The organism is Streptomyces sp. NPDC020379 (assembly GCF_044387105.1).
Lineage (GTDB): Bacteria > Actinomycetota > Actinomycetes > Streptomycetales > Streptomycetaceae > Streptomyces.
The window spans coordinates 166,170-191,768 of sequence record NZ_JBIRVR010000010.1; the positions used below are offsets into that span (position 1 = coordinate 166,170).

Genomic DNA, 25,599 nt, shown 5'->3' on the forward strand with positions numbered 1-25,599 from the left:
CGCGTGCTCTACGGAATCCCGCAGTCGGCGTTGAGCAGGATGGCCCTGGATAGTGGGTCAGGCGTGAGTGTCGACGTCCTGTGGCCCGGAACCGGCATTCCACGAGGGGTTGGCGTTCTGATGTCGAACGAGGCGAAGCTGCGCGAGTACCTCAAGCGCGCGATCGCGGATCTCCAGGAGACCCGCCAGCAGTTGGGCGAGACGGAGCGGCAGCAGCGCGAGCCCATCGCGATCGTCTCCATGGCCTGCCGCTTCCCCGGCGGCGTCCGCTCGCCGGAGGAGCTGTGGGAGCTGCTCCGGGACGGCGTCGACGCGGTCTCCTCCCTCCCCGGCAACCGCGGCTGGGACCTCGACGCGCTCTACCACCCGGACCCCGAGCACCAGGGCACCAGCTACACCCGCGAGGGCGGATTCCTCTACGACGCCGGTGAGTTCGACCCCGGATTCTTCGGCATCCCACCGCGCGAGGCCCTCGCAATGGACCCCCAGCAGCGCCTGCTGCTGGAGACCGCGTGGGAAACCCTCGAACGGGCCGGCATCGACCCCGAGTCCCTCGCGGGCAGCCGCACCGGCGTGTTCGTCGGCACCGGCTACGCCGGGTACGACGCCGCCGGCCGCCGGCAGCCGGACGAGGTCGCCGGCCACCTGATGACCGGCAACTTCATCAGCATCGCCTCCGGCCGCATCTCCTACGCCCTCGGCCTGGAGGGCCCCGCGCTGACCGTCGACACGGCCTGCTCCTCGTCGCTGGTCGCCCTGCACCTGGCGGCACAGTCGCTGCGGCGGGGCGAGTGCTCCCTCGCTCTGGTCGGCGGCGCGACCGTGCTGTCCACCCCGCAGCTGTTCGTGGACTTCTCCCGCCAGCGCGGCCTGGCCCCCGACGGCCGCTGCAAGCCGTTCGCGGCGGCCGCCGACGGCACGGCCTGGGGCGAGGGCGTCGGGCTGCTGCTGGTCGAGCGGCTCTCCGACGCGCTGCGCGAAGGTCACCCCGTGCTCGCGGTGCTGAAGGGTTCGTCCGTCAACCAGGACGGCGCCTCCAACGGCCTCACCGCCCCCAACGGCCCCTCCCAGCAACGCGTCATCCGCCAGGCGCTGGCCGACGCCGGGCTCGCCGCCACGGATATCGACGCCGTCGAGGCACACGGCACGGGCACGAGGCTGGGCGACCCCATCGAGGCCCAGGCCCTGCTCGCCACGTACGGACAGCGCCCCGCCGACCGGCCCGTACTCATCGGCTCCATGAAGTCCAACATCGGCCACACCCAGTCCGCCGCCGGTGTCGCCGGTGTCATGAAGATGGTCCTGGCGATGCGGCACGGCGAGCTGCCCCGGACCCTGCACCTCGACGAGCCCACCCCCCACGTCGACTGGAGCGAGGGCAGCGCCCGGCTCCTCGCCGACGCCGAACCCTGGCCCGCGGCCGACCGGGTGCGCCGCGCGGCCGTCTCGTCCTTCGGCATCAGCGGCACCAACGCCCACGTCATCCTGGAACAGGCACCACCGCGCGAGGCCGGTTCCGCGCCCGCGCCCGCGCCGGCGACCCGGCCCGGCGCGCTGCCCTGGATCCTGTCCGCCCGGACCGGCGAGGCCCTGCGGGCCCAGGCGGCGCGGCTCGCCCGCCACGTCCGCGCCCACGCCGGCCTCGGAGCGGCCGACGTCGCCCACTCCCTCACGGCGACGAGGCCCCTCATGGAGCACCGCGCCGCCGTGGTCGCCGACGACCGGGACGCGTTCCTCACCGGCCTGGACGCCCTGGCCGAGGGCCGCGCCGCGGCCGGTCTCGTGAGCGGCGCCGCCGCCAAGGCGCCCACCGCCTTCCTCTTCGCCGGGCAGGGCTCCCAGCGCCTGGGCATGGGGCGCGAACTGTACGGTTCCCACCCGGAGTTCGCCAAGGAGTTCGACGCGGTGTGCGCCGAGCTCGACCCGTACCTGGACCGGCCCGTCCGCGATGTCGTCTTCGCCGAGGACGGCACGGACGAGGCCGCCCTGCTCGACCGGACCGCCTGCACCCAGGCGGCACTCTTCGCCCTGGAGACCGCCCTCTTCCGGCTCGTCGAGTCCTGGGGCGTGACGCCGCGGTTCGTCGCCGGTCACTCCATCGGCGAGCTCACCGCCGCCCACGTGGCCGGAGTCCTCTCCCTCCAGGACGCCGCACGGCTGGTCGCGGCGCGCGGCACCCTGATGCAGGCGCTGCCCGAAGGCGGCGCCATGGTGGCCGTCGAGGCCACCGAGGAGGAGATCCTCGCGTCCCTCGCCGATGAGGACCGCGCCGCCCTCGCGGCGGTCAACGGGCCCACTGCCACGGTCGTCTCGGGCGACGAGGACGCCGTGTCCCGTATCGCCGCACACTGGGAGGCGCGGGGGCGGCGCACCAAGCGGCTCCGGGTGAGCCACGCCTTCCACTCCCCGCACATGGACGGCATGCTGGAGGACTTCCGGCGCGTCGCCGAGGACCTGGAGTTCCACACCCCCCGCATCCCCGTGGTGTCCACCGTGACCGGAGCGCTCGCCGACGGCGGGGAACTGTGCTCGCCCGACTACTGGGTCCGGCAGGTCCGGGAGGCCGTCCGGTTCCACACCGCCGTGCGCACCCTCGAAGCCGAGGGTGTCACCACCTTCGTGGAGATCGGTCCCGGCGGTGTGCTCGTGCCGATGGTCGAGGACTCCCTGACCACCCTCGAACAGTCCCTCGTCATCAGCCTCCTGCACACCGGCCGGCCCGAAGGGCAGACCCTCGCCGAGGCAGTCGCCACGGCCTCCGTCCACGGCACCCACGTCGACTGGTCCGCGTGGCTCGGCACGCTCGGTGCCGCCCGCGTCGAGCTGCCGACCTACGCCTTCCAACGCGAGTGGTACTGGCTGGAGCCGGGCGCCACGGCCGACGCGGGACCGGGCGGCGAAGCGGGCGAAGCCGGATTCTGGGAAGCCGTCGAACACGAGGACCTCGAAGGGCTGTCGGCCGTCCTGGCCCTCGACGGGAACGAGGCGGACTCGCTCGGCAGCATCCTTCCCACGCTCTCGTCGTGGCGCCGGCAGCGCAGGGTCCAGGCCGAGGCGGACAGGTGGAGCTACCGGGTGCACTGGACACCCCTCGCCGCCCCGGCCGGCCCCACGGCCACCGGGAACTGGCTCGTCGTCCTCCCCGAGGACGCCACCGGCGACCCATGGGTCGCCCAACTCCTCGACACCCTGCGCGACCAGGGCCTGAGCGCCGAATCCTTCGTCCTCCCCGGCACCGGCGCCTTCGAGCTGCCGGCCGGGCCCGTCGACGGAGTGCTCTCGCTGCTCGCCCTCGACGAACGCCCCCACCCGCACCTCGCTTCGGTGCCGCGTGGCGTCACCGCCACCACCGCCCTGGTGCGCGCCCTGGAGGCATCCGGCCTCCAGGCCCCGCTGTGGTGCGTGACCCGCGGCGCCGTCGCCGTGGACGAGCGGGACACGCTCACCAGCCCCCTCCAGGCCCAGACATGGGGCCTCGGGCGGGTGGTCGCGCTGGAGTCCCCGCAGAGCTGGGGCGGACTCGTCGACCTCCCCGGGAAGGTGGACGGGCGCGTCGTCTCCGGGCTCCTCGGGGCCCTCGCCGGCGCCGAGGACCAGCTCGCGATCCGGCCGGCCGGGACCTTCGCCCGCCGCCTGGGACGGATCACACCCGGCGGCGGCACCGGCGCCCGGTGGACCGCACGCGGTACGGTCCTGGTCACCGGCGGCACCGGCGCGCTGGGCGCCCACGTCGCGCACTGGCTGGCGGACGCCGGGGCCGAGCACCTGGTGCTCACCGGCCGCCGCGGCCTGGAAGCCCCCGGCGCGCGGGAGCTCGCCGCCGCCCTCACCGACCGGGGCACCCGGGTGACCGTCGCCGCCTGCGACGCCGCCGACCGCGACGCCCTGGCCGCCGTCCTCGCGGGCATCCCCGAGGACCTTCCCCTGACCGGCGTCGTGCACGCCGCCGGTGTGCTGGACGACGGCGTGCTGGAGGCCCTCACCCCCGAGCGCTTCGAGGCCGTCCTGCGTCCGAAGGCCACCGCCGCTCTGCACCTGCACGAACTCACCCGGGACCTCGGCCTGGAGATGTTCGTCCTGTTCTCCTCGGTCACCGGCGTCCTGGGCAACGCCGGCCAGGCCAACTACGCCGCCGCCAACGCCTTCCTCGACGCCCTCGCCGAGCAGCGCCGCCGCACGGGCCTGCCCGCCACCTCGGTCGCCTGGGGCCCCTGGGCCGACTCCGGCATGGCCACGGACAGCGAGGCCGCCGACCGGCTGCGCCGCGACGGACTGCTCCCCATGGCCCCGGCCCCCGCGCTCGCCGCACTCCGCCAGGCCCTCGCCCAGGGGGCCGCGAACGTGACCGTGGCCGACGTGGACTGGGCGGCGTACGCCCCGGCCCTGACCGCCGTCCGCCCCAGCCCCCTCCTCGCCGGCCTCCCCGAGGCGCGCCACGCCCTCACCGGCGGCGACCGGCCGCGCGAGGAGCGCTCCCCGCTGCGCGACCGGATCGGCGCACTGCCGCCCGCCGAGCAGGAGCGGGCCCTGCTGCACCTGGTCCGGGAGGAGGCCGCGCAGACCCTCGGGCACACCTCGCCGGACACCGTCGACGCCCAACGCCCCTTCCGCGACCTGGGATTCGACTCGATGATGGCGGTCGCCCTGCGCAACCGCCTGTCCGCCGCGGCCGGCCTGCGGCTGCCCGCCACCCTCCTCTTCGACCACCCCACGCCCACCGCGGTCGCCGGCTACCTGCGCTCCGAGGTCCTGGGCACGGCCGGGGCCACGGCCGTCGTGGAACGGGCGGCCGCCGTACTCGACGAGCCGGTGGCGATCGTGGGCATGGCCTGCCGGCTGCCCGGCGGCGTCGGCTCACCGGAGGAGCTCTGGCAACTGCTGGCCGAAGGCCGGGACGCCATCTCCCCCCTCCCCGGCGACCGGGGCTGGGACCTCGACCGGCTCTACCACCCGGACCCCGACCACCAGGGGACGAGCTACGCCCGCGGCGGCGGCTTCCTCGACGACGTGGCCGGTTTCGACGCGGACTTCTTCGGGATCTCGCCGCGCGAGGCCCTCGCCATGGACCCCCAGCAGCGCCTGCTGCTGGAGACCACCTGGGAGGTCCTCGAACGGGCCGGCATCGACCCCGAGTCCCTGCGGGGCAGCAGCACCGGTGTCTTCGCGGGCACCAACGCCCAGGACTACCGCACCGTCCTGGACGCGGCACAGGACGAGGTCGCCGGACACGCGCTCACCGGCAACGCGCTGAGCGTCATCTCCGGCCGGGTGTCGTACACCTTCGGCTTCGAGGGCCCGGCGGTCACGGTCGACACGGCCTGCTCGTCCTCGCTGGTGGCGCTCCACATGGCGGCGCAGTCGCTGCGGTCGGGGGAGTGTTCGCTGGCGCTCGCCGGCGGCGTGACGGTGATGGCGACCCCGTCCTCCTTCGTGGAGTTCGCCCGCCAGCGCGGGCTGGCGGCCGACGGACGCTGCAAGCCCTTCGCGGCGGGCGCGGACGGAACCGGCTGGAGCGAAGGCGTCGGACTGCTCCTCGTGGAGCGGCTGTCGGACGCCCGGCGCAACGGCCACCAGGTGCTCGCCGTCGTGCGCGGCTCCGCGGTGAACCAGGACGGCGCGTCGAACGGTCTGACGGCCCCCAACGGTCCGGCGCAGCAGCGGGTGATCCGGCAGGCGCTGGCGAGCGCCGGGCTGTCGGCGGCGGATGTGGACGCGGTGGAGGCGCACGGCACGGGCACGACGCTGGGCGACCCCATCGAGGCCCAGGCGCTGCTCGCCACCTACGGACAGGACCGGCCGCGGGAAAGGCCGTTGCTGCTGGGGTCGGTGAAGTCCAACCTCGGGCACACACAGGCAGCCGCCGGCGTGGCCGGTGTGATGAAGATGGTCCTGGCGATGCAGCACGGCGTGCTGCCCGAGAGCCTGCACGTGGACGAGCCCACCGCGCACGTCGACTGGAGCACGGGCGCGGTCGAACTGCTCACGGCAAGGACCGAGTGGCCCGCCACGGACCGCCCGAGGCGCGCTGCCGTCTCCGCGTTCGGGATCAGCGGCACCAACGCACATGTCGTCCTCGAACAGGCCGAGGACGAGCCCACGCCCACCGAAGCCCCCGCCACCGCGCCGGAGATCCGGACGCCCGTGCCCCTGCTGCTGTCGGGCAGGAGCGAGCGCGCCCTGAAGGGCCAGGCCGCCCGGCTGCTGACCCACCTCCTCCGCGACCCCGCGCCGAGGCTCGGCGACAGCGCGTACACCCTCGCGACGCGCACGGCCTTCGACCACCGCGCGGCCGTCCTGGCCGACAGCCACGACACCGCGGTCCGCGCCCTGACCGCCCTGGCCGCGGGCGAGGACGACTCAGCCCTGAGCGCGGGCGCCACACACGAAGGCAAGGACGCCTTCCTGTTCTCGGGTCAGGGTTCGCAGCGGTTGGGGATGGGCCGGGAACTGTACGGTCGGTTCCCGGTGTTCGCGGAGGCTTTTGATGCGGTGTGTGCGGGGCTGGTCGAACATCTGGATCGTCCGTTGCGGGATGTGGTCTGGGGTGATGATGAGGGGTTGTTGAATCGGACGGGGTTCGCGCAGCCGGCGTTGTTCGCGGTGGAAGTGGCGTTGTTCCGGTTGGTGGAGTCGTGGGGTGTGCGGCCGGGGTATGTGGCTGGGCATTCGGTGGGTGAGATCGCTGCCGCGCATGTGGCGGGTGTGTTCTCTCTTGATGACGCGTGTGCGTTGGTTGCTGCGCGGGGTCGGTTGATGGAGGCGCTGCCGGAGGGTGGTGCGATGGTCGCTGTGCAGGCTGCGGAGGAGGAAGTGCTGCCGCGTCTGGCGGTGGGTGTCGCGATCGCGGCGGTCAACGGGCCGAGGTCGGTGGTGGTCTCCGGTGCCGAGAGCGCGGTGCTCGCCGTCGCGGCGCATTTCGAGGGGGAGGGGAGGAAGACCAGCAGGCTGCGGGTGTCGCACGCGTTCCACTCGCCGCTGATGGAGCCGATGCTGGACGACTTCCGCGCCGTCGCCGAGGGCCTCGCCTACGGCACGCCGGAGCTCACCGTGGTCTCCAACGTGACCGGCGCCCCCGCCACGGCGGAGGAACTGCGCAACCCCGAATACTGGGTCACCCACGTCCGCCAAGCCGTGCGCTTCGCCGACGGCATACGCGCCCTGCACGCCGAGGGCGTGACGCGCTTCCTTGAGCTGGGGCCCGACGGCACGCTCTCCGCCACGGCACGCGAGTCGCTGCCGGACGGGTCCGTCCTCGTCCCCGCCCTGCGCAAGAACCGCGCGGAGGACACGACGCTGCTCACCGCCCTTGGACAACTGTACGTCCACGGCACGGCCATCGACCGCGCGGCGTTCTTCACCGGCACGGACGCGCGCGTTGTCGACGACCTTCCGACGTACGCCTTCCAGCACGAGAGGTTCTGGCCCACCCCCGGCCGCACAGGCACCGGGGACATCGGCGCCGCCGGCCTCGAAGCGGCCGGGCACCCCCTGCTCAGCGCCGCCATGGAACTGTCCGACGGCGACGGCCTGTTGTTCACGACTCGCCTGTCCCTCCAGTCCCACCCCTGGCTGGCCGACCACAGGATCATGGGATCGGTCCTGCTGCCGGGCACGGCGTTCGTCGAACTCGCCGTCCGCGCCGCCGACGAGGCGGGCTGCGATCGCATCGACGAGCTGACCCTGGCCGCCCCGCTGGTCCTGCCCGAACGCGGCGGCGTCCAGGTGCAGTTGCGCGTCGGCCCCGCCGACGACTCCGGCAGGCGCGCCCTCGGTGCCCGCTCCCGACCGGAAGGCGACGGCGACCGCCCGTGGGTCCAGCACGCCACCGGCGTCCTGTCGACGGCCGACCGGATCCCGGAGCCCGCCCACGACTTCCGCACCGGCTCCTGGCCGCCGGCCGACGCCGAGCCCGTGGACGTGACCGGTCTCTACGAGAGCTTCGCCGACGGCGGATTCGACTACGGACCGCACTTCCAGGGCCTGCGGGCGGCGTGGCGGCGGGGCGACGAGGTGTTCGCCGAGGTCGCCCTGCCCGAGGTCGCCGAGGCCGACGCTCCCGCGTACGGCCTGCACCCGGCGCTGCTCGACGCGGCGCTGCACGTCTGCGCCTTCAACGGCGTGGAGCAGGGGGTCGTGCCCTTCTCCTGGGAGGGTGTCTCGCTCCACGCGTCGGGTGCCTCGACCGTACGGGTCCGTGTCGTCCGGCACGGCGCGGACACGGTGTCCGTGGACGTCGCGGACGTCGAAGGCGGTCCGGTCGTTTCCGTGGAGTCCCTGACCGTACGGGCCGTCTCCGCCGGCCAGGCGGACGGCGGCGCGAGTCACGTCGGGCGCGACGCGCTGTTCCGGATGGCGTGGAACCCGGCACGGCTGCCCTCGGCCGGGGCCGCGGCGACCGTGGCCGTGCTCGGCTCCCTCGCGGGCTCGACGTTCGACAGCCACGCGGACCTGGCGTCCCTGGCCGACTCGGGCCGGGTGCCGCAGGCGGTGCTGGTCCCGGTGACGCCCGGATCCGGCGACATGGTGGCGGACGTGCACGCCACGGCCGCCAGGGCGTTGGAGCTGGTGCGGTCATGGCTGGTGGATGACCGGTTCGCGGATGCGCGGCTGGTGTTCGTGACGCGTGGTGCGGTCGCGGGTGAGGACCTCGCCGGTGCCGCCGTATGGGGCCTGGTGCGCTCGGCGCAGTCCGAGAACCCGGGCCGCTTCGGCCTGGTGGACCTCGGAGCGGAGGCCGACCTGACGGTCCTGCCGCGGGCCCTGGCCTCGGACGAGCCTCAGCTTCTGGTCCGTGACGGTCAGGTTCTCGCGGCCCGGCTGGAGCGGGTCCGGGCGCAGGCGAAGGCGGCGCCCTCCTGGGATTCTTCCGGGACGGTCTTGATCACCGGTGGTACGGGTGGTCTGGGCCGGGTGATGGCCCGTCATCTGGTGGCGGAGCACGGGGTGCGGAGCCTGCTGCTGGTGAGCCGTAGGGGCCCGGCTGCCGAGGGTGCCGAGGAGTTGGTGGCGGAGCTCGCGGAGCGTGGGGCGGATGTCGTCGTCGAGGCGTGCGATGTGACCGACGGGGCCGCGGTCACGGACCTGGTGGCCCGGCACCGTGTCACTGCCGTCGTGCATACGGCTGGTGTTCTGGACGACGGGGTGATCGGTTCGCTGACGCCGGAGCGGCTGGCCGCGGTTCTGCGGCCGAAGGTCGATGCGGCGTGGCATCTGCACGAGGCCACCAAGGATCTGGACCTCGACGCGTTCGTCGTCTTTTCCTCCGTGGCGGGTGTCGTCGGCAGCGCGGGTCAGGCCAACTACGCGGCGGGCAATGCCTTCCTGGACGCCCTGGCTCACCACCGCCGGGCGCAGGGGCTTCCGGGCGTGTCGCTCGCGTGGGGCCCCTGGTCCCAGGACAGCGGCATGACCGGCACCCTCACCGAGGCCGACGTGCAGCGCATCGCCCGCTCGGGCATGCCCGAACTCACCCCCGCCGAGGGCGTGGCGCTCTTCGACGCCGCGCTGGCCGCCGACTCCGCGCACGTACTCCCGGTGCGCTTCGACCTCGCCGTGCTGCGCGGGCAGGAGGACATCCCCTCGCTCCTGCGTGGACTCGTCCGGTCCCGCGCCCGCCGCTCGGCGGTCGCCGGCTCGGCCGCGGCCGCCGGCCTCGTGGGGCGCCTTTCCCCCCTGGGCGCCCTCGAACGGCGCGAAGTGCTCCTCGACGTGGTGCGCGCGCAGGTCGCCGTGGTCCTGGGCCACGCGGGCCCGCAGACGGTCGACCCCACCCGGGCCTTCCAGGGACTCGGCTTCGACTCCCTGACGGCGGTCGAGCTGCGCAACCGGATCAACAACGCGACAGGACTGCGGCTTTCGCCGACCGCCGTCTTCGACTACCCGACGGCGGACGCGCTGGTGGGCTTCCTGCTGGACGAACTGTTCGGCGGACAGACGGAAGGGGAAGCGGACGCTCCGTCGCCGGTGCGGGCACCGGCCACCGCCGACGACCCGATCGTGATCGTCGGCATGAGCTGCCGCTATCCGGGCGGAGTGGCCTCGCCCGAGGAGCTGTGGCGGCTGGTGTCGGACGGCGTCGACGCCGTCTCCGGCTTCCCGGCCGACCGCGGCTGGGACGTCGAGTCGCTCTACAACCCCGACCCGGAGGCCGTCGGCACCTCCTACACCCGCTCCGGCGGCTTCCTGCACGACGCGGGGGACTTCGACCCCGAGTTCTTCGGGATGAGTCCTCGCGAGGCGCTGGCCACCGACTCGCAGCAGCGGCTGCTGCTGGAGACGACGTGGGAGGCCCTGGAGCGGTCGGGCATCGACCCGGCCGCGCTGCGCGGCAGCCGGACAGGCGTCTTCGCGGGCGTCATGTACACCGACTACAGCGAGATCCTGGTCGGCGACCAGTTCGAGGGATACCGCGGCAACGGCAGCGCGGGCAGCATCGCCTCCGGCCGCGTCGCGTACACCTTCGGTTTCGAGGGCCCGGCGGTCACGGTGGACACGGCGTGCTCGTCGTCGCTGGTGGCACTGCACTGGGCGGCCCAGTCGCTGCGCTCCGGTGAGTGCTCCCTGGCGCTGGCGGGCGGCGTGACGGTGATGTCGACGCCGTCGACGTTCGTGGAGTTCTCGCGGCAGCGGGGACTGTCGGCGGACGGGCGCTGCAAGGCGTTCTCCGACGCGGCCGACGGGGTCGGCTGGGGCGAGGGCGTGGGCATGCTGGTGCTGGAGCGCCTGTCGGACGCGCGCCGCAACGGCCACCGGGTCCTGGCGGTCGTGCGCGGCTCCGCGGTGAACCAGGACGGTGCGTCGAACGGTCTGACGGCCCCGAACGGTCCGTCCCAGCAGCGGGTGATCCGGCAGGCGCTGGCGAGCGCCGGGCTGTCGGCGGCGGATGTGGACGCGGTGGAGGCGCACGGCACGGGCACGACGCTGGGTGACCCGATCGAGGCCCAGGCGCTGCTGGCCACGTACGGACAGGACCGCCCGGAGGACCGTCCGCTGCTCCTCGGCACGGTGAAGTCGAACATCGGTCACGCACAGGCCGCTTCGGGTGTCGCGGGCGTGATCAAGATGGTGATGGCGATGCGGCACGGTGAGCTGCCGCGCACCCTGCACGTCGATATGCCGTCGTCGCACGTGGACTGGTCGGCCGGCGCCGTCGAGCTGCTCACCGAGCCGGTCGCGTGGCCGGCGTCCGAGCGCCGCCGCGCGGGCGTCTCCTCCTTCGGCGTCAGCGGGACGAACGCGCACGTCATCCTGGAACAGCCCGAACCGGCGGAAGCGGTCGAGGAGGCACCGGCGGCCGTGCCCGGCGTGCTGCCCTTGGTGCTCTCGGGCAGGAACGAGGCGGCGCTGCGCGCCCAGGCGGCACGCCTGCTGTCCTTCGTCGCCGCCCAGCACGAACTGCCGGCGCGGGACATCGGCTACTCCCTGGCCGCGGGCCGGTCGCGCTTCGCCCATCGAGCGGTGGTGTGGGGCGGGGACCGGAGCGATGTGATGCTCGCCTTGTCGACCGTCGCGGTCGGCGAGACCGGCCCGGGTGTGACCGTGGGCGAGGTGCGTGCCGGGAAGTCGGCGTTCCTGTTCTCGGGCCAGGGGTCGCAGCGTCTGGGTATGGGCCGCGAACTGCACGCCCGGTACCCGCTCTTCGCGGACGTTTTCGACGCGGTGTGCGCGGGGCTGGACGAGCACCTGGACCGGCCTCTGCGGGATGTGGTGTGGGGTGACGATGCCGACCTGCTGAATCAGACGGTGTACGCGCAGGCGGGCCTGTTCGCGATCGAGGTGGCGCTGTTCCGGCTGGTGGAGTCCTGGGGCGTACGACCGGACTTCGTCGCGGGCCACTCCATCGGCGAGATCGCCGCCGCACACGTCGCGGGTGTCTTCTCCCTCGGTGACGCCTGCGCGCTGGTGGCCGCGCGGGGCCGGCTGATGCAGGCCCTGCCCGTGGGCGGCGCCATGGTGGCGCTCGCGGCGGAGGAAGCCGAGGTGGTGCCGCTGCTGACGGAGGGCGTCGCGATCGCGGCGGTCAACGGCCCGTCGTCGGTGGTGGTCTCCGGAGCGGAGGACGCTGTCGAGGCGGTCCGGGCGCACTTCGCGGGCGAGGGGCGCAGGACCAGCAGGCTGCGCGTGTCGCACGCGTTCCACTCGCCGCTGATGGAGCCGATGCTGGAGGAGTTCCGGACGGTGGTGGCGGGCTTGTCGTTCGGTGCGCCGGCGGTGCCGGTGGTGTCGAACGTGACAGGCCGCCTCGCCGAGCCCGGGCAGTTGTCCTCGGCCGACTACTGGGTGCGTCACGTGCGCGAGGCCGTACGGTTCGCGGACGGGGTGCGGACCCTTGGCGCGGAGGGCGTGAGCCGGTTCCTGGAGCTCGGCCCGGACGGCGTCCTGTCCGCCATGGCCCGGGAGTCGGCGTCGGAGGACGCCGTGCTCGCTCCCGTGCTGCGCAAGGACCGGCCCGAGGACACATCGGTGCTGGACGCCTTGGCCCGGCTGTACGTCGCAGGCGCCGGGGTGGACTGGGCGGCGCTGTTCACCGGCAGGGGTGCCCAGTGGGTCGACCTGCCGACATACGCGTTCCAGCATGAGCGGTTCTGGCCTTCGGGCGGGACGGCGCGCGCGGGTGATGTGCGGTTCGCGGGTCTGGGTTCGGCGGGGCATCCGTTGCTGGGTGCTGCGGTGGAACTGGCGGGCTCCGGCGGGCTGTTGTTCACGGGCCGGCTGTCGACGTCGTCGCACCCGTGGCTGGCTGACCACGTGGTGATGGGCTCCGCGCTGGTGCCGGGTACGGCACTGGTGGAGCTGGCGCTGCGGGCTGCCGATGAAGTGGGCTGCGATCTGCTGGAGGAGCTGACGCTCGCCGCGCCTCTCGTGCTGCCCGCCTCGGGTGGTGGCGTACAGGTGCAGGTGTGGGTCGGCGAGCCGGACCATTCCGGTCGCCGCGCCGTCGCGGTGCACTCACGTGAGGGTGAGGAGCCCTGGACGCTGCACGCCGCCGGCTCAGTGACGAACGGTGCCCGGCCGTCGGCGTTCGACGCCACGACCTGGCCACCCACAGCTGCCGAGCCCATCGACCTGACGGGCTGCTACGAGCAGTTCGCGGACTCCGGATTCTTCTACGGTCCGGCGTTCCAGGGCCTGGAGGCCGCCTGGAAGCTCGGCGACGACGTCTACGCCGAGGTCCGGCTCCCCGAGGGTGTCGACGGTGGGGCGTACGGTCTGCACCCCGCGCTCTTCGACGCGACGCTGCACGCTTCGGCGTTCGCCGCCGAAGCCGCCGAGGGAAGCGTCCCGTTCTCGTGGACCGGCGTCTCCCTCCACGCCTCCGGCGCCTCGCAGCTGCGCATCCGTATCCGCCGCGCCGAGAGCGGAATGGCGATCGCCATGGCCGATCCGGCCGGTGCGCCGGTCGCCTCCGTGGAGTCGCTGACCCTGCGGCCGGTCACCACCGACCAGCTGCGCACGGGTGGCGGCCGGGACTCCCTCTTCACACTCGACTGGGTGCCTTTCCCCCTCACGGACGAACGCGTCGAGTTCGACAGCGGCCCGGCCGGTGAACCGCTCCGGGTGTCCACAGATCTGGAGGGCCTCACCACAGCCGACGTCCCCGGGGCCGTGCTGGTCGCCCGGGCCGCCGAACCCGCCGAAACCGTGGAGTCCGTGCACGCTGCGGCGGCTTGGGCGTTGGGTCTGGTGCAGTCGTGGCTGGCGGATGAGCGTTTCGTGGACTCGCGTTTGGTGTTCGTGACGCGGGGTGCGGTGTCGGGTGAGGATCTCGCCGGTGCCGCTGTGTGGGGTCTGGTGCGCTCGGCGCAGTCGGAGAGCCCGGGACGTTTCGTGCTGGTGGACCTGGAGGGCGAGGCCGATCCGGCCGTGCTGCCGCAGGCTCTCGCTTCGGACGAGCCTCAGCTTCTGGTCCGTGACGGTCAGGTCCTCGCGGCCCGGCTGGAGCGGGTCCGGGCGCAGGCGTCGGTGGCGCCCTCCTGGGATTCTTCCGGGACGGTCTTGATCACCGGTGGTACCGGTGGTCTGGGCCGGGTGATGGCCCGTCACCTGGTGGCGGAGCACGGTGTGCGGAGCCTGCTGTTGGTCAGCCGTCGTGGCCCGGCCGCCATGGGAGCCGACGAGTTCGTCGCTGAACTGGCGGACCAGGGCGTCGCAGTGACGGTTGAGGCGTGCGATGTGACCGACGGGGCCGCGGTGGCGGACTTGGTGACGCGGCACCGTGTCACTGCCGTCGTGCATACGGCTGGTGTTCTGGATGACGGGGTGATCGGTTCGTTGACGCCGGAGCGGCTGGCCGCGGTTCTGCGGCCGAAGGTCGATGCGGCGTGGCATCTGCACGAGGCCACCAAGGGTCTGGACCTCGATGCTTTCGTGGTCTTTTCCTCCGTGGCAGGTGTGTTCGGCAGCGCGGGTCAGGCCAACTACGCGGCGGGCAATGCCTTCCTGGACGCCCTGGCTCACCACCGCCGGGCGCAGGGGCTTCCGGGCGTGTCGCTCGCGTGGGGCCCCTGGTCCCAGGACAGCGGCATGACCGGCACCCTCACCGAGGCCGACGTGCAGCGCATCGCCCGCTCGGGCATGCCGCCGCTGACCGCCGAGGAAGGCGCCGACCTCTTCGACGCCGCCCTGGCCACCGCCGAGCCGGCCGTACTCCCCGTCCGCCTGGACCTCGCCGCCCTGCGTGCGCAGGGGGAACCCCAGCCCCTGCTGCGCGGCCTGGTCCGCAGGCCCGCGCGCCGCGCCGGAGCGGCAGGCACGGCCGCGGCGGCCGGTCTCACGCAGCGCCTGGCCGGGCTGTCCGAGGCCGAGCGGCGCGCGGTGCTCCTGGACCTGGTACGCGAGCGGGTCGCGGCGGTCCTCGGACACGCCCGCCCGGAAACGGTCGATCCCACGAAGGCGTTCCAGGACCTCGGCTTCGACTCCCTCACCGCCATCGAACTCCGCAACGGACTGGGCAAGGTCACCGGTCTGCGGCTCCCGGCGACGGCTGTCTTCGACTACCCGACGGCCGATGCCCTGACGGGCCACCTCCTCGCCGAACTCTTCAGCGTGGAAGCTGATGTATCGCTCCCCGTCTCTGCCCTCCCGTCCCTGACGGACGACCCGGTCGTCATCGTCGGCATGAGCTGCCGCTACCCCGGCGGAGTCACCTCGCCCGAAGACCTGTGGCGGCTGGTGTCGGACGGCGTGGACGCCGTCTCCGGCTTCCCGGCCGACCGCGGCTGGGAGATCGAGGACACCTACGACCCCGACCGCGAGGGCGCCATCGCCACCCGCTCCGGTGGCTTCCTGCACGATGCCGGGGAGTTCGACCCGGAGTTCTTCGGGATGAGCCCCCGGGAGGCCCTGACCACCGACGCGCAGCAGCGCCTGCTGCTGGAGACGACCTGGGAGGCACTCGAACGCGCCGGGATCGATCCGGCCGCGCTGCGCGGCAGCCGCACCGGCGTCTTCGCGGGCGTGATGTACAACGACTACTCCCAGCTGCTCTCCGGGCGCGAGTTCGAGGGGTACCAGGGCAGCGGCAGCGCGGGCAGCGTGGCCTCGGGCCGGGTGTCGTACACCTTCGGCTTCGAGGGCCCGGCGGTCACGGTGGACACCGCGTGCTCGTCGTCGCTGGTGGCCCTGCACCTCGCCGCGCAGTCGCTGCGGTCGGGCGAGTGCTCCCTGGCGCTGGCGGGAGGTGTGACGGTGATGGCGACCCCGCTGACATTCGTCGAGTTCTCCCGCCAGGGCGGCCTCTCCTCCGACGGGCGCTGCAAGGCGTTCGCCGACGGCGCCGACGGCGTGGGCTGGGCCGAGGGCGCCGGCATCCTGGTGCTGGAACGGCTCTCCGACGCGCGCCGCAACGGACATCGGATCCTGGCGACGGTGCGGGGCAGCGCCGTGAACCAGGACGGCGCGTCCAACGGCCTCACCGCCCCCAACGGACCCTCTCAGCAGAGGGTGATCCGCCAGGCGCTGGCCAGCGGTGGCCTGTCCACCGCGGACGTCGACGTCGTCGAGGCCCACGGCACAGGCACGACGCTGGGCGACCCGATCGAGGCCCAGGCGCTCCTGGCAACGTACGGTCAGAACCGCCCCGAGGACCGTCCGCTGCTGCTGGGTTCGGTGAAGTCGAACATCGGCCACACCCAGGCCGCCTCGGGCGTCGCGGGTGTCATCAAGATGGTCATGGCCATGCGCCACGGTGAGCTTCCGCGCACCCTGCACGTCGACGCGCCGTCGAGCCATGTCGACTGGAGTGCCGGGGCGGTGGAGCTGCTGACCGAGCGGGCCGCCTGGCCGGAGGGCGACAGGCCGCGGCGCGCTGGTGTCTCGTCGTTCGGGATCAGCGGGACGAACGCGCACGTGATCCTGGAGCAGCCGGAACCCCAGCAGGAGCCGGCCGGGGAACCGGTGGAGGACGCGGACGCCGCAGGGTTCGTACCGTTCGTGGTGTCCGGCAGGTCCCCGGCCGCGCTGCGGGCCCAGGCGGCACGGCTGTCGTCCTACCTCGGCAGCGAGCCCGCACCGCGGCTCGTGGATGTCGCGTACTCCCTTGCGACGACCCGCTCGGGCTTCCACCACCGCGCGGTGGTGCTGGCCGCCGACCGCGACGGCCTGTTGTGCTCCCTGGACGCGCTGGCCGACGGGCGGAGCGACGCGGGCATCGTGGCGGAAGGCGAGACCCGCACGGGCAAGCGCGCCTTCCTGTTCTCGGGTCAGGGTTCGCAGCGGTTGGGGATGGGCCGGGAACTGTACGGTCGGTTCCCGGTGTTCGCGGAGGCTTTTGATGCGGTGTGTGCGGGGCTGGACGAACATCTGGATCGTCCGTTGCGGGATGTGGTCTGGGGTGATGACGCCGGCCTGCTGAATCGGACGGGGTTCGCGCAGCCGGCGTTGTTCGCGGTGGAAGTGGCGTTGTTCCGGTTGGTGGAGTCGTGGGGTGTGCGGCCGGGGTATGTGGCTGGGCATTCGGTGGGTGAGATCGCTGCCGCGCATGTGGCGGGTGTGTTCTCTCTTGATGACGCGTGTGCGTTGGTTGCTGCGCGGGGTCGGTTGATGGAGGCGCTGCCGGAGGGTGGTGCGATGGTCGCTGTGCAGGCTGCGGAGGAGGAAGTGCTGCCGCTGCTGGCGGAGGGTGTCGCGATCGCGGCGGTCAACGGGCCGAGGTCGGTGGTGGTCTCCGGTGCCGAGAGCGCGGTGCTCGCCGTCGTGGCGCATTTCGAGGGGGAGGGGAGGAAGACCAGCAGGCTGCGGGTGTCGCACGCGTTCCACTCGCCGTTGATGGAGCCGATGCTGGACGACTTCCGCGCCGTCGCCGAGAGCGTGACGTACGGTGCGCCCGACGTCCCGCTCGTGTCGAACGTCACCGGCGAACTCGCGACCGCCGAGCAGCTGGGCTCGGCGGAATACTGGGTCCGCCATGTCCGCGAGGCCGTACGGTTCGCCGACGGTGTGCGCACCCTGGGGGCCCACGGCGTGACCGTGTTCCTGGAGCTCGGCCCTGACGGAGCGCTCTCCGCCCTCGCCGCGGAGTCCGCGCCGGAGGGTGCCGCGCTCACCCCCGTCCTGCGCAAGGACCGCGCCGAGGAAGAGGCGCTGCTCACGGCTCTGGCTCGGATGCACGTCCAAGGCGTGCCGGTCGACTGGGAAGCGGTGTTCACCGGCGCCCGGCAGGTGGACCTGCCGACGTACGCCTTCCAGCGCTCGCGGTTCTGGCCCGCGGCGACCGGGGCGCGTGCGGGTGATGTGCGGTTCGCGGGTCTGGGTTCGGCGGGGCATCCGTTGCTGGGTGCTGCGGTGGAGTTGGCGGGTTCCGGTGGTCTGTTGTTCACGGGCCGGCTGTCGGTGTCGTCGCATCCGTGGTTGGCGGATCATGTGGTGATGGGGTCCGTGCTGGTGCCGGGTACGGCACTGGTGGAGCTGGCGCTGCGGGCCGCCGATGAAGTGGGCTGCGATCTGCTGGAGGAGCTGACGCTCGCCGCGCCTCTCGTGCTGCCTGCTTCGGGTGGTGGTGTGCAGGTGCAGGTGTGGGTCGGTGAGCCGGATGATTCGGGTCGCCGTTCGGTGGCCGTGCACTCGCGTGAGGGTGAGGAGCCCTGGACGCTGCACGCGAGCGGCGCGGCGACCACAGGCGCGGAACCGTTGGTATTCGATACATCGGTGTGGCCCCCGGCCGGCGCCGAACCCGTCGATGTGACGGACTGCTATGAGCAGTTCGAGGACAGCGGCTTCGCGTACGGCCCGGCGTTCCAGGGCCTGGAGGCCGCCTGGAAGCTCGGCGACGACGTCTACGCCGAGGTCCGGCTCCCCGAAGGGACGGACGCCGCGGCCTATGGCCTCCACCCCGCCCTCTTCGACGCGGCGTTGCACGCGTCGATGGCGGTCGGCGGAGACGCTGAGGGCGCTGTTCCGTTCTCCTGGAGCGGTGTGTCGTTGCACGCCTCGGGCGCCTCACAGGTCCGCGTCCGGATCCGCGACGCCGACGGTGGTGCGTCGATCGCGATCGTGGACCCGGCCGGCGCGCCGGTGGCCTCGGTGGAGACGCTGACCGTACGGCCGATCTCCGCCGAGCAGTTGCGGACCGGTGGCCGGGACTCCCTCTTCACGCTCGACTGGGCGCCGGTGCGGCTCACGGACGAGCGTGCCGGGCTGGGGACCGGTGCGGATGGCGAACCGTACGCGGATCTGGATTCTCTGCCCGCGGCCGAGCTTCCCGGGGCCGTGCTGGTCGCCCGGGCCGCCGAACCCGCCGAAACCGTGGAGTCCGTGCACGCTGCGGCGGCTTGGGCGTTGGGTCTGGTGCAGTCGTGGCTGGCGGATGAGCGTTTCGTGGACTCGCGTTTGGTGTTCGTGACGCGGGGTGCGGTGTCGGGTGAGGATCTCGCCGGTGCCGCTGTGTGGGGTCTGGTGCGCTCGGCGCAGTCGGAGAGCCCGGGACGTTTCGTGCTGGTGGACCTGGAGGGCGAGGCCGATCCGGCCGTGCTGCCGCAGGCTCTCGCTTCGGACGAGCCTCAGCTTCTGGTCCGTGACGGCCAGGTCCTCGCGGCCCGGCTTGCCCGCGTAGAGGCGCGGAACGCCACCGACGAGGTGGCCTGGGGCCCCTCCGGTACGGTCTTGATCACCGGTGGTACGGGTGGTCTGGGCCGGGTGATGGCCCGTCATCTGGTGGCGGAGCACGGGGTGCGGAGTCTGCTGTTGGTGAGCCGTCGTGGTCCGGCTGCCGAGGGTGCCGAGGAGTTGGTGGCGGAGCTCGCGGAGCGTGGGGCGGATGTCGTCGTCGAGGCGTGCGATGTGACTGACGGGGCCGCGGTGGCGGACTTGGTGGCCCGGCACCGTGTCACTGCCGTCGTGCATACGGCTGGTGTTCTGGATGACGGGGTGATCGGTTCGTTGACGCCGGAGCGGCTGGCCGCGGTTCTGCGGCCGAAGGTGGACGCGGCGTGGCATCTGCACGAGGCCACCAAGGATCTGGACCTCGACGCGTTCGTCGTCTTTTCCTCCGTGGCGGGCACCTTCGGCAGCTCCGGTCAGGCCAACTACGCGGCGGGTAACGCCTTCCTGGACGCCCTGGCTCACCACCGCCGGGCGCAGGGGCTTCCGGCCGTGTCACTGGCGTGGGGCCCCTGGTCCCAGGACAGCGGCATGACCGGCACGCTCACCGAGGCCGACCTCGCGCGGATGACCCGCGCCGGAATGCCTCCGCTCTCCGCGGAGGAAGGCGTGGCGCTCTTCGACGCCGCGCTCGGCGCCCCGGCGCCGGTGATCCTCCCCGTCCGCCTGGACCTCACCGCCCTCCGCGCGCAGCACGACCCCATGCCCCTCCTGCACGGCCTGATCCGTACGCGCACGCGGCGCTCGGCAGCGCTGTCCGGCCTGGCCGGGACCTCCGGTCTCGTACAGCGCCTGGCCGGCATGTCCGGGGACGAGCGGCGTACGGCGCTGCTGGACCTCGTACGCGAGCGGATCGCGGCGGTCCTCGGACACGCCGGAGCCGCGGATGTCGACGCGACCCTGGCCTTCCGGGACCTCGGCTTCGACTCCCTGACCGCTGTCGAGCTGCGCAACCGGCTCAACGAGGCGACGGGTCTGCGCCTTTCGGCCACCGCCGTCTTCGACTACCCCACGGCGGACGTGCTGGTCGGGCACTTGCTGGACGAGTTGTTCGGCGCGGAGGCGTCCGGCACCGGTGCGGTGTCGCCGGTGGCGGCGGTGGTGGAGGACGATCCGGTGGTGATCGTCGGGATGAGCTGCCGCTACCCGGGCGGGGTCGCCTCGCCCGAGGACCTCTGGCGGCTGGTGTCCGACGGCGTGGACGCGGTGACGGACTTCCCTGCCGACCGCGGCTGGGACGTGGAGTCCGTCTACCACCCCGACCCCGAGCACACGGGCACGAGCTACACCCGCGCGGGCGGGTTCCTGACGGACGCGGGGGACTTCGACCCGGCGTTCTTCGGGATGAGTCCTCGCGAGGCGCTGGCCACGGACTCGCAGCAGCGGCTGTTGCTGGAGACGACGTGGGAGGCGCTGGAGCGGTCGGGCATCGACCCGGCCGCGCTGCGGGGAAGCCAGACGGGTGTCTTCGCGGGTGTCATGTACAACGACTACGCCGACCTCCTCTCCGGACCCGAGTTCGAGGGCTACGGCAGTGGCAGCGCGGGCAGTGTGGCCTCGGGCCGGGTGTCGTACACCTTCGGCTTCGAGGGCCCGGCGGTCACGGTGGACACGGCGTGCTCGTCGTCGCTGGTGGCACTGCACTGGGCGGCCCAGTCGCTGCGGCAGGGCGAGTGCTCCCTGGCGCTGGCGGGCGGCGTGACGGTGATGTCGACGCCGTCGACGTTCGTGGACTTCTCGCGGCAGCGGGGACTGTCTGCGGACGGGCGCTGCAAGGCATTCGCCGACGCGGCCGACGGCGTCGGCTGGGGTGAAGGCGTGGGCATGCTGGTGCTGGAGCGCCTGTCGGACGCGCGCCGCAACGGCCACCGGGTCCTCGCGACAGTTCGCGGCAGCGCCGTGAACCAGGACGGCGCCTCCAACGGCCTGACCGCTCCCAACGGCCCGTCGCAGCAGCGGGTGATCCGCCAGGCCCTGGCGAACGCGGGCCTCTCCCCGGCCCAGGTCGCCGCGGTGGAGGCGCACGGCACGGGCACGACACTCGGTGACCCGATCGAGGCCCAGGCGCTGCTGGCCACGTACGGTCAGGACCGCCCGGAGGGCCGGCCGCTGCTGCTGGGCTCCGTCAAGTCGAACATCGGTCACGCGCAGGCGGCGGCCGGTGTCGCGGGCGTGATCAAGATGGTGATGGCGATGCGGCACGGTGAGCTGCCGCGCACCCTGCACGTCGACGCGCCGTCGTCGCACGTGGACTGGTCGGCCGGCGCCGTCGAGCTGCTCACCGAGCGGACCGCCTGGCCCGAGAGCGACGGCCCGCGACGCGCTGGTGTCTCCTCCTTCGGGATCAGCGGGACGAACGCGCACGTCATCCTGGAACAGCCGGAACCCGAGCCGGAGCCGGCCGGGTCCGCGGAACCCGTGGCGGACCCGGAGCGGCTCGTACCGCTGGTGGTGTCCGGCAAGTCCGCCCCGGCCGTGCGCGCCCAGGCGGCCAGGCTGCTGTCCCGCATCGAGGGCGAACCCGGACCCAGGCTCACGGATGTGGCGTACTCACTGGCGACGAGCCGGTCGGGTTTCCAGCATCGCGCGGTGGTGTGGGGCGCGGACCGGGACGCCCTGGTGCGGGCTCTGTCGGGGCTCGCGGCGGGTGAGACCGGCCCGGACGCGGTCACGGGGTCGGCTCGCTCCGGGAAGTCGGCGTTCCTGTTCTCGGGTCAGGGGTCGCAGCGTCTGGGCATGGGCCGCGAACTGCACGCCCGGTACCCGCTCTTCGCGGACGTTTTCGACGCGGTGTGCGCGGGGCTGGACGAGCACCTGGACCGTCCTCTGCGGGATGTGGTGTGGGGTGACGATGCCGACCTGCTGAATCAGACGGTGTACGCGCAGGCGGGCCTGTTCGCGATCGAGGTGGCGCTGTTCCGGCTGGTGGAGTCCTGGGGCGTACGACCGGACTTCGTCGCGGGCCACTCCATCGGCGAGATCGCCGCCGCACATGTGGCGGGCGTGTTCTCGCTGGCCGACGCGTGCGCGCTGGTCGCGGCTCGTGGCCGGCTCATGCAGGCCCTGCCCGCCGGCGGAGCGATGGCCGCGCTGCGGGCGACGGAGGAGGAGGTCCTGCCGCATCTGACGGAGGGTGTCGCGATCGCGGCGGTCAACGGGCCGACGTCGGTGGTGGTCTCCGGTGCCGAGGCCGCGGTCGAGGCGATCCGCTCCCACTTCGAGGGGGAGGGCAGGAAGACCAGCAGGCTGCGCGTGTCGCACGCGTTCCACTCGCCGCTGATGGACCCGATGCTGGCGGACTTCCGCGAGGTGGCGGCACGGCTGTCGTTCGGTGCGCCGACGGTGCCGGTCGTCTCCAACCTCACGGGCCGCCCCGCCGAGCCCGGGCAGCTCGCCTCCGCCGACTACTGGGTCAGCCACGTGCGCGAGGCGGTGCGCTTCGCGGACGGTGTGGGTGTCCTGCGGTCGGAGGGCGTGACGCGGTTCCTGGAGCTCGGCCCGGACGGCGTCCTGTCGGCCATGGCCCAGGAATCACTGCCCGAGGAGACCGTCCTCGTTCCGGCCCTGCGCCGGAACCGGGACGAAGAGACGGCACTGACGGCGGCCGTGGCACGGCTGTACGTCCACGGCCTTCCGGTCGACTGGGCGGCCTTCTTCGCCGGTACGGGCGCCCGGCTGGTGGATCTGCCGACGTACGCGTTCCAGCGTGAGCGGTTCTGGCCTTCGGGCGGGGCGGTGCGTGCGGGTGATGTGCGGTTCGCGGGTCTGGGTTCGGCGGGGCATCCGTTGCTGGGTGCTGCGGTGGAGTTGGCGGGTTCCGGTGGTCTGTTGTTCACGGGCCGGCTGTCGGTGTCGTCGCATCCGTGGTTGGCGGATCATGTGGTGATGGGGTCCGTGCTGGTGCCGGGTACGGCGCTGGTGGAGCTGGCGCTGCGGGCTGCTGACGAGGTGGGCTGCGATCTGCTGGAGGAGCTGACGCTTGCCGCGCCTCTCGTGCTGCCTGCTTCGGGTGGTGGTGTGCAGGTGCAGGTGTGGGTCGGTGAGCCGGATGATTCGGGTCGCCGTTCGGTGGCGGTGCACTCGCGTGAGGGTGAGGAGCCCTGGACGCTGCACGCGAGCGGCGCGGTGACCACAGGCGCGGAACCGCAGGCGTTCGACACGTCCGTATGGCCTCCGCGGGGAGCCCAGCCCATCGACGTGGAGAGCGGCTACGAACAGTTCGCGGCCGCCGGGTTCGAGTACGGCCCCGCGTTCCAGGGCCTCCAGGCGGCCTGGAAGCAGGGCGAGGACGTCTACGCCGAGGTGCGGCTCCCGGAAGGCACCGACGGTGCCGCCTATGGCCTGCACCCGGCGCTCTTCGACGCGACGCTGCACGCTTCGGCGTTCGCCGCGGGTGCCGGTGAGGGAAGCGTCCCGTTCTCGTGGAACGGAGTCTCGCTGCACGCCTCCGGTGCCTCGCGGGTGAGGGTGCGCCTGCGCCCGGCCGAGGGCGGCGTGTCGATCGCGATGGTGGACCCGGCCGGTGCGCCAGTGGCCTCGGTGGAGACGCTGACCGTACGGCCGATCTCCGCCGAGCAGTTGCGGACCGGGGACCGGGACTCCCTCTTCGCGCTCGACTGGGTCTCCGTCCCGCTCACGGACGAGCGCGTCGAGCTCGCCACCGGACCGGACGACGTGCCCTTCCGGACATACGCCGATCTGGAAGCCGCGGCCGGGGGCGCGATTCCCCGGGTGGTGCTGGTCGAGCCGGCCGTCGAGCACGCCGGCACGGTCGAGGCCGTGCACGCCACGTCCGCCCGGGCGTTGGGTCTGGCGCAGTCGTGGCTGGCCGATGACCGGTTCGCGGATTCGCGCTTGGTGTTCGTGACCCGTGGTGCGGTGTCGGGTGAGGATCTCGCCGGTGCCGCCGTATGGGGTCTGGTGCGCTCCGCGCAGGCGGAGAACCCGGGGCGCTTCGGCCTGGTGGACCTGGAGGGCGACGCCGACACGACCGTGCTGCCGCGGGCGCTCGCGACGGACGAGCCTCAACTGCTCGTCCGGGAGGGCAAGATCCTTGCCGCCCGCCTCGCCCGGCCGCAGTCGCGTGAAGCGGCCGGCGCCCTGTGGGACACGACCGGCACGGTTCTGATCACCGGCGGTACGGGCGGCCTGGGACGCGCGGTGGCACGTCACCTGGTGGCGGAGCACGGGGTGCGGAGTCTGCTGCTGGTCAGCCGCGGCGGTCCTGCCGCCGAGGGGGCGGCAGCGCTCGTGGCCGAGCTCGCGGAGCGGGGGGCGGACGCGGTCGTCGAGGCATGCGATGTGACCGACGGGGCCGCGGTCACGGACCTGATGGCGCGGCACTCCGTCACCGGCGTCGTGCACACCGCCGGTGTCCTCGACGACGGCACCCTCACCTCCCTGACCCCGGAGCGGCTGGCCGCGGTTCTGCGGCCGAAGGTGGACGCGGCGTGGCATCTGCACGAGGCCACCAAGGGTCTGGACCTCGACGCGTTCGTGGTCTTCTCCTCCGTGGCAGGTGTGTTCGGCAGCGCGGGTCAGGCCAACTACGCGGCGGGCAATGCCTTCCTGGACGCCCTGGCTCACCACCGCCGGGCGCAAGGGCTTCCGGCGGTGTCACTGGCGTGGGGCCCCTGGTCCCAGGACAGCGGCATGACCGGCACGCTCACCGAGGCCGACCTGGGGCGGATGGCCCGCTCCGGAATGCCCGCGCTGACCGCCCAGGAAGGCGTGGCGCTCTTCGACGCCGCGCTCGGCACCACCGCACCGGCCCTCCTCCCCGTCAGCCTGGACCTCACCGTCCTCCGCGCACAGGGCGACCCCATGCCGCTCCTGCGCGGCCTGATCCGGACACCGGGGCGGCGTACCGCGGCGACCGGTGCGGGCGGCGGGGCCGCCGGCCTGGCACAGCGGCTGGCGGGGCTGTCCGGCGCGGAGGCGCGCGAGGTCGTGCTGGAGACCGTACGAGGTGAGGCCGCCGCTGTCCTGGGCCACGACGGAGCCGGGCGGATCGACCCGGAACAGGCGTTCCAGGAGCTGGGCTTCGACTCCCTCACCGCGATCGAGCTCCGCAACCGGCTGAGCGCCCTCACCGGTGTCAGGCTCCCGGCGACCCTGCTCTTCGACTACCCGACGCCTGTCGAACTCGTCGGCCGTCTCCACGCCCTGCTCGCGCCCGAGGAGCTCTCCGGCCCGGAGGCGCTCCTGGACGAACTGGGCAGGATGGAGAAGGCGTTCGGCGGGCTGGACGTCACGGATGAGGTGCACGAGCAGATAGCGGGTCGCCTTGAGGTCCTCAAGGCGAAGTGGGACGCCCTGAGGGCCGCCACCGCGGAAGCCGGGCACAAGGAATCCGGGGAGGACGAGGACGACTTCGACTTCGAGTCCGCCTCCGACGAAGAGGTCTTCGACCTCCTCGACAACGAGCTCGGCCTCTCCTGACGGCCCGCCCCCGCCGGAGGTGAATGCCAGGGGCGTAGCAACACAGTGATCGACTGGCTGTCG

Annotated in this window: 1 protein-coding gene; it reads left to right on the plus strand. The window is 73.1% G+C overall.

What is annotated here, in order from left to right; all coding sequences use genetic code 11:
* Positions 1-120 precede the first annotated feature (120 nt).
* Positions 121-25,536, plus strand: a complete 25,416-nt coding sequence (locus tag ACH427_RS16045; protein ID WP_398870072.1) for a type I polyketide synthase — start codon at positions 121-123, stop codon at positions 25,534-25,536.
* Positions 25,537-25,599: the final 63 nt, after the last annotated feature.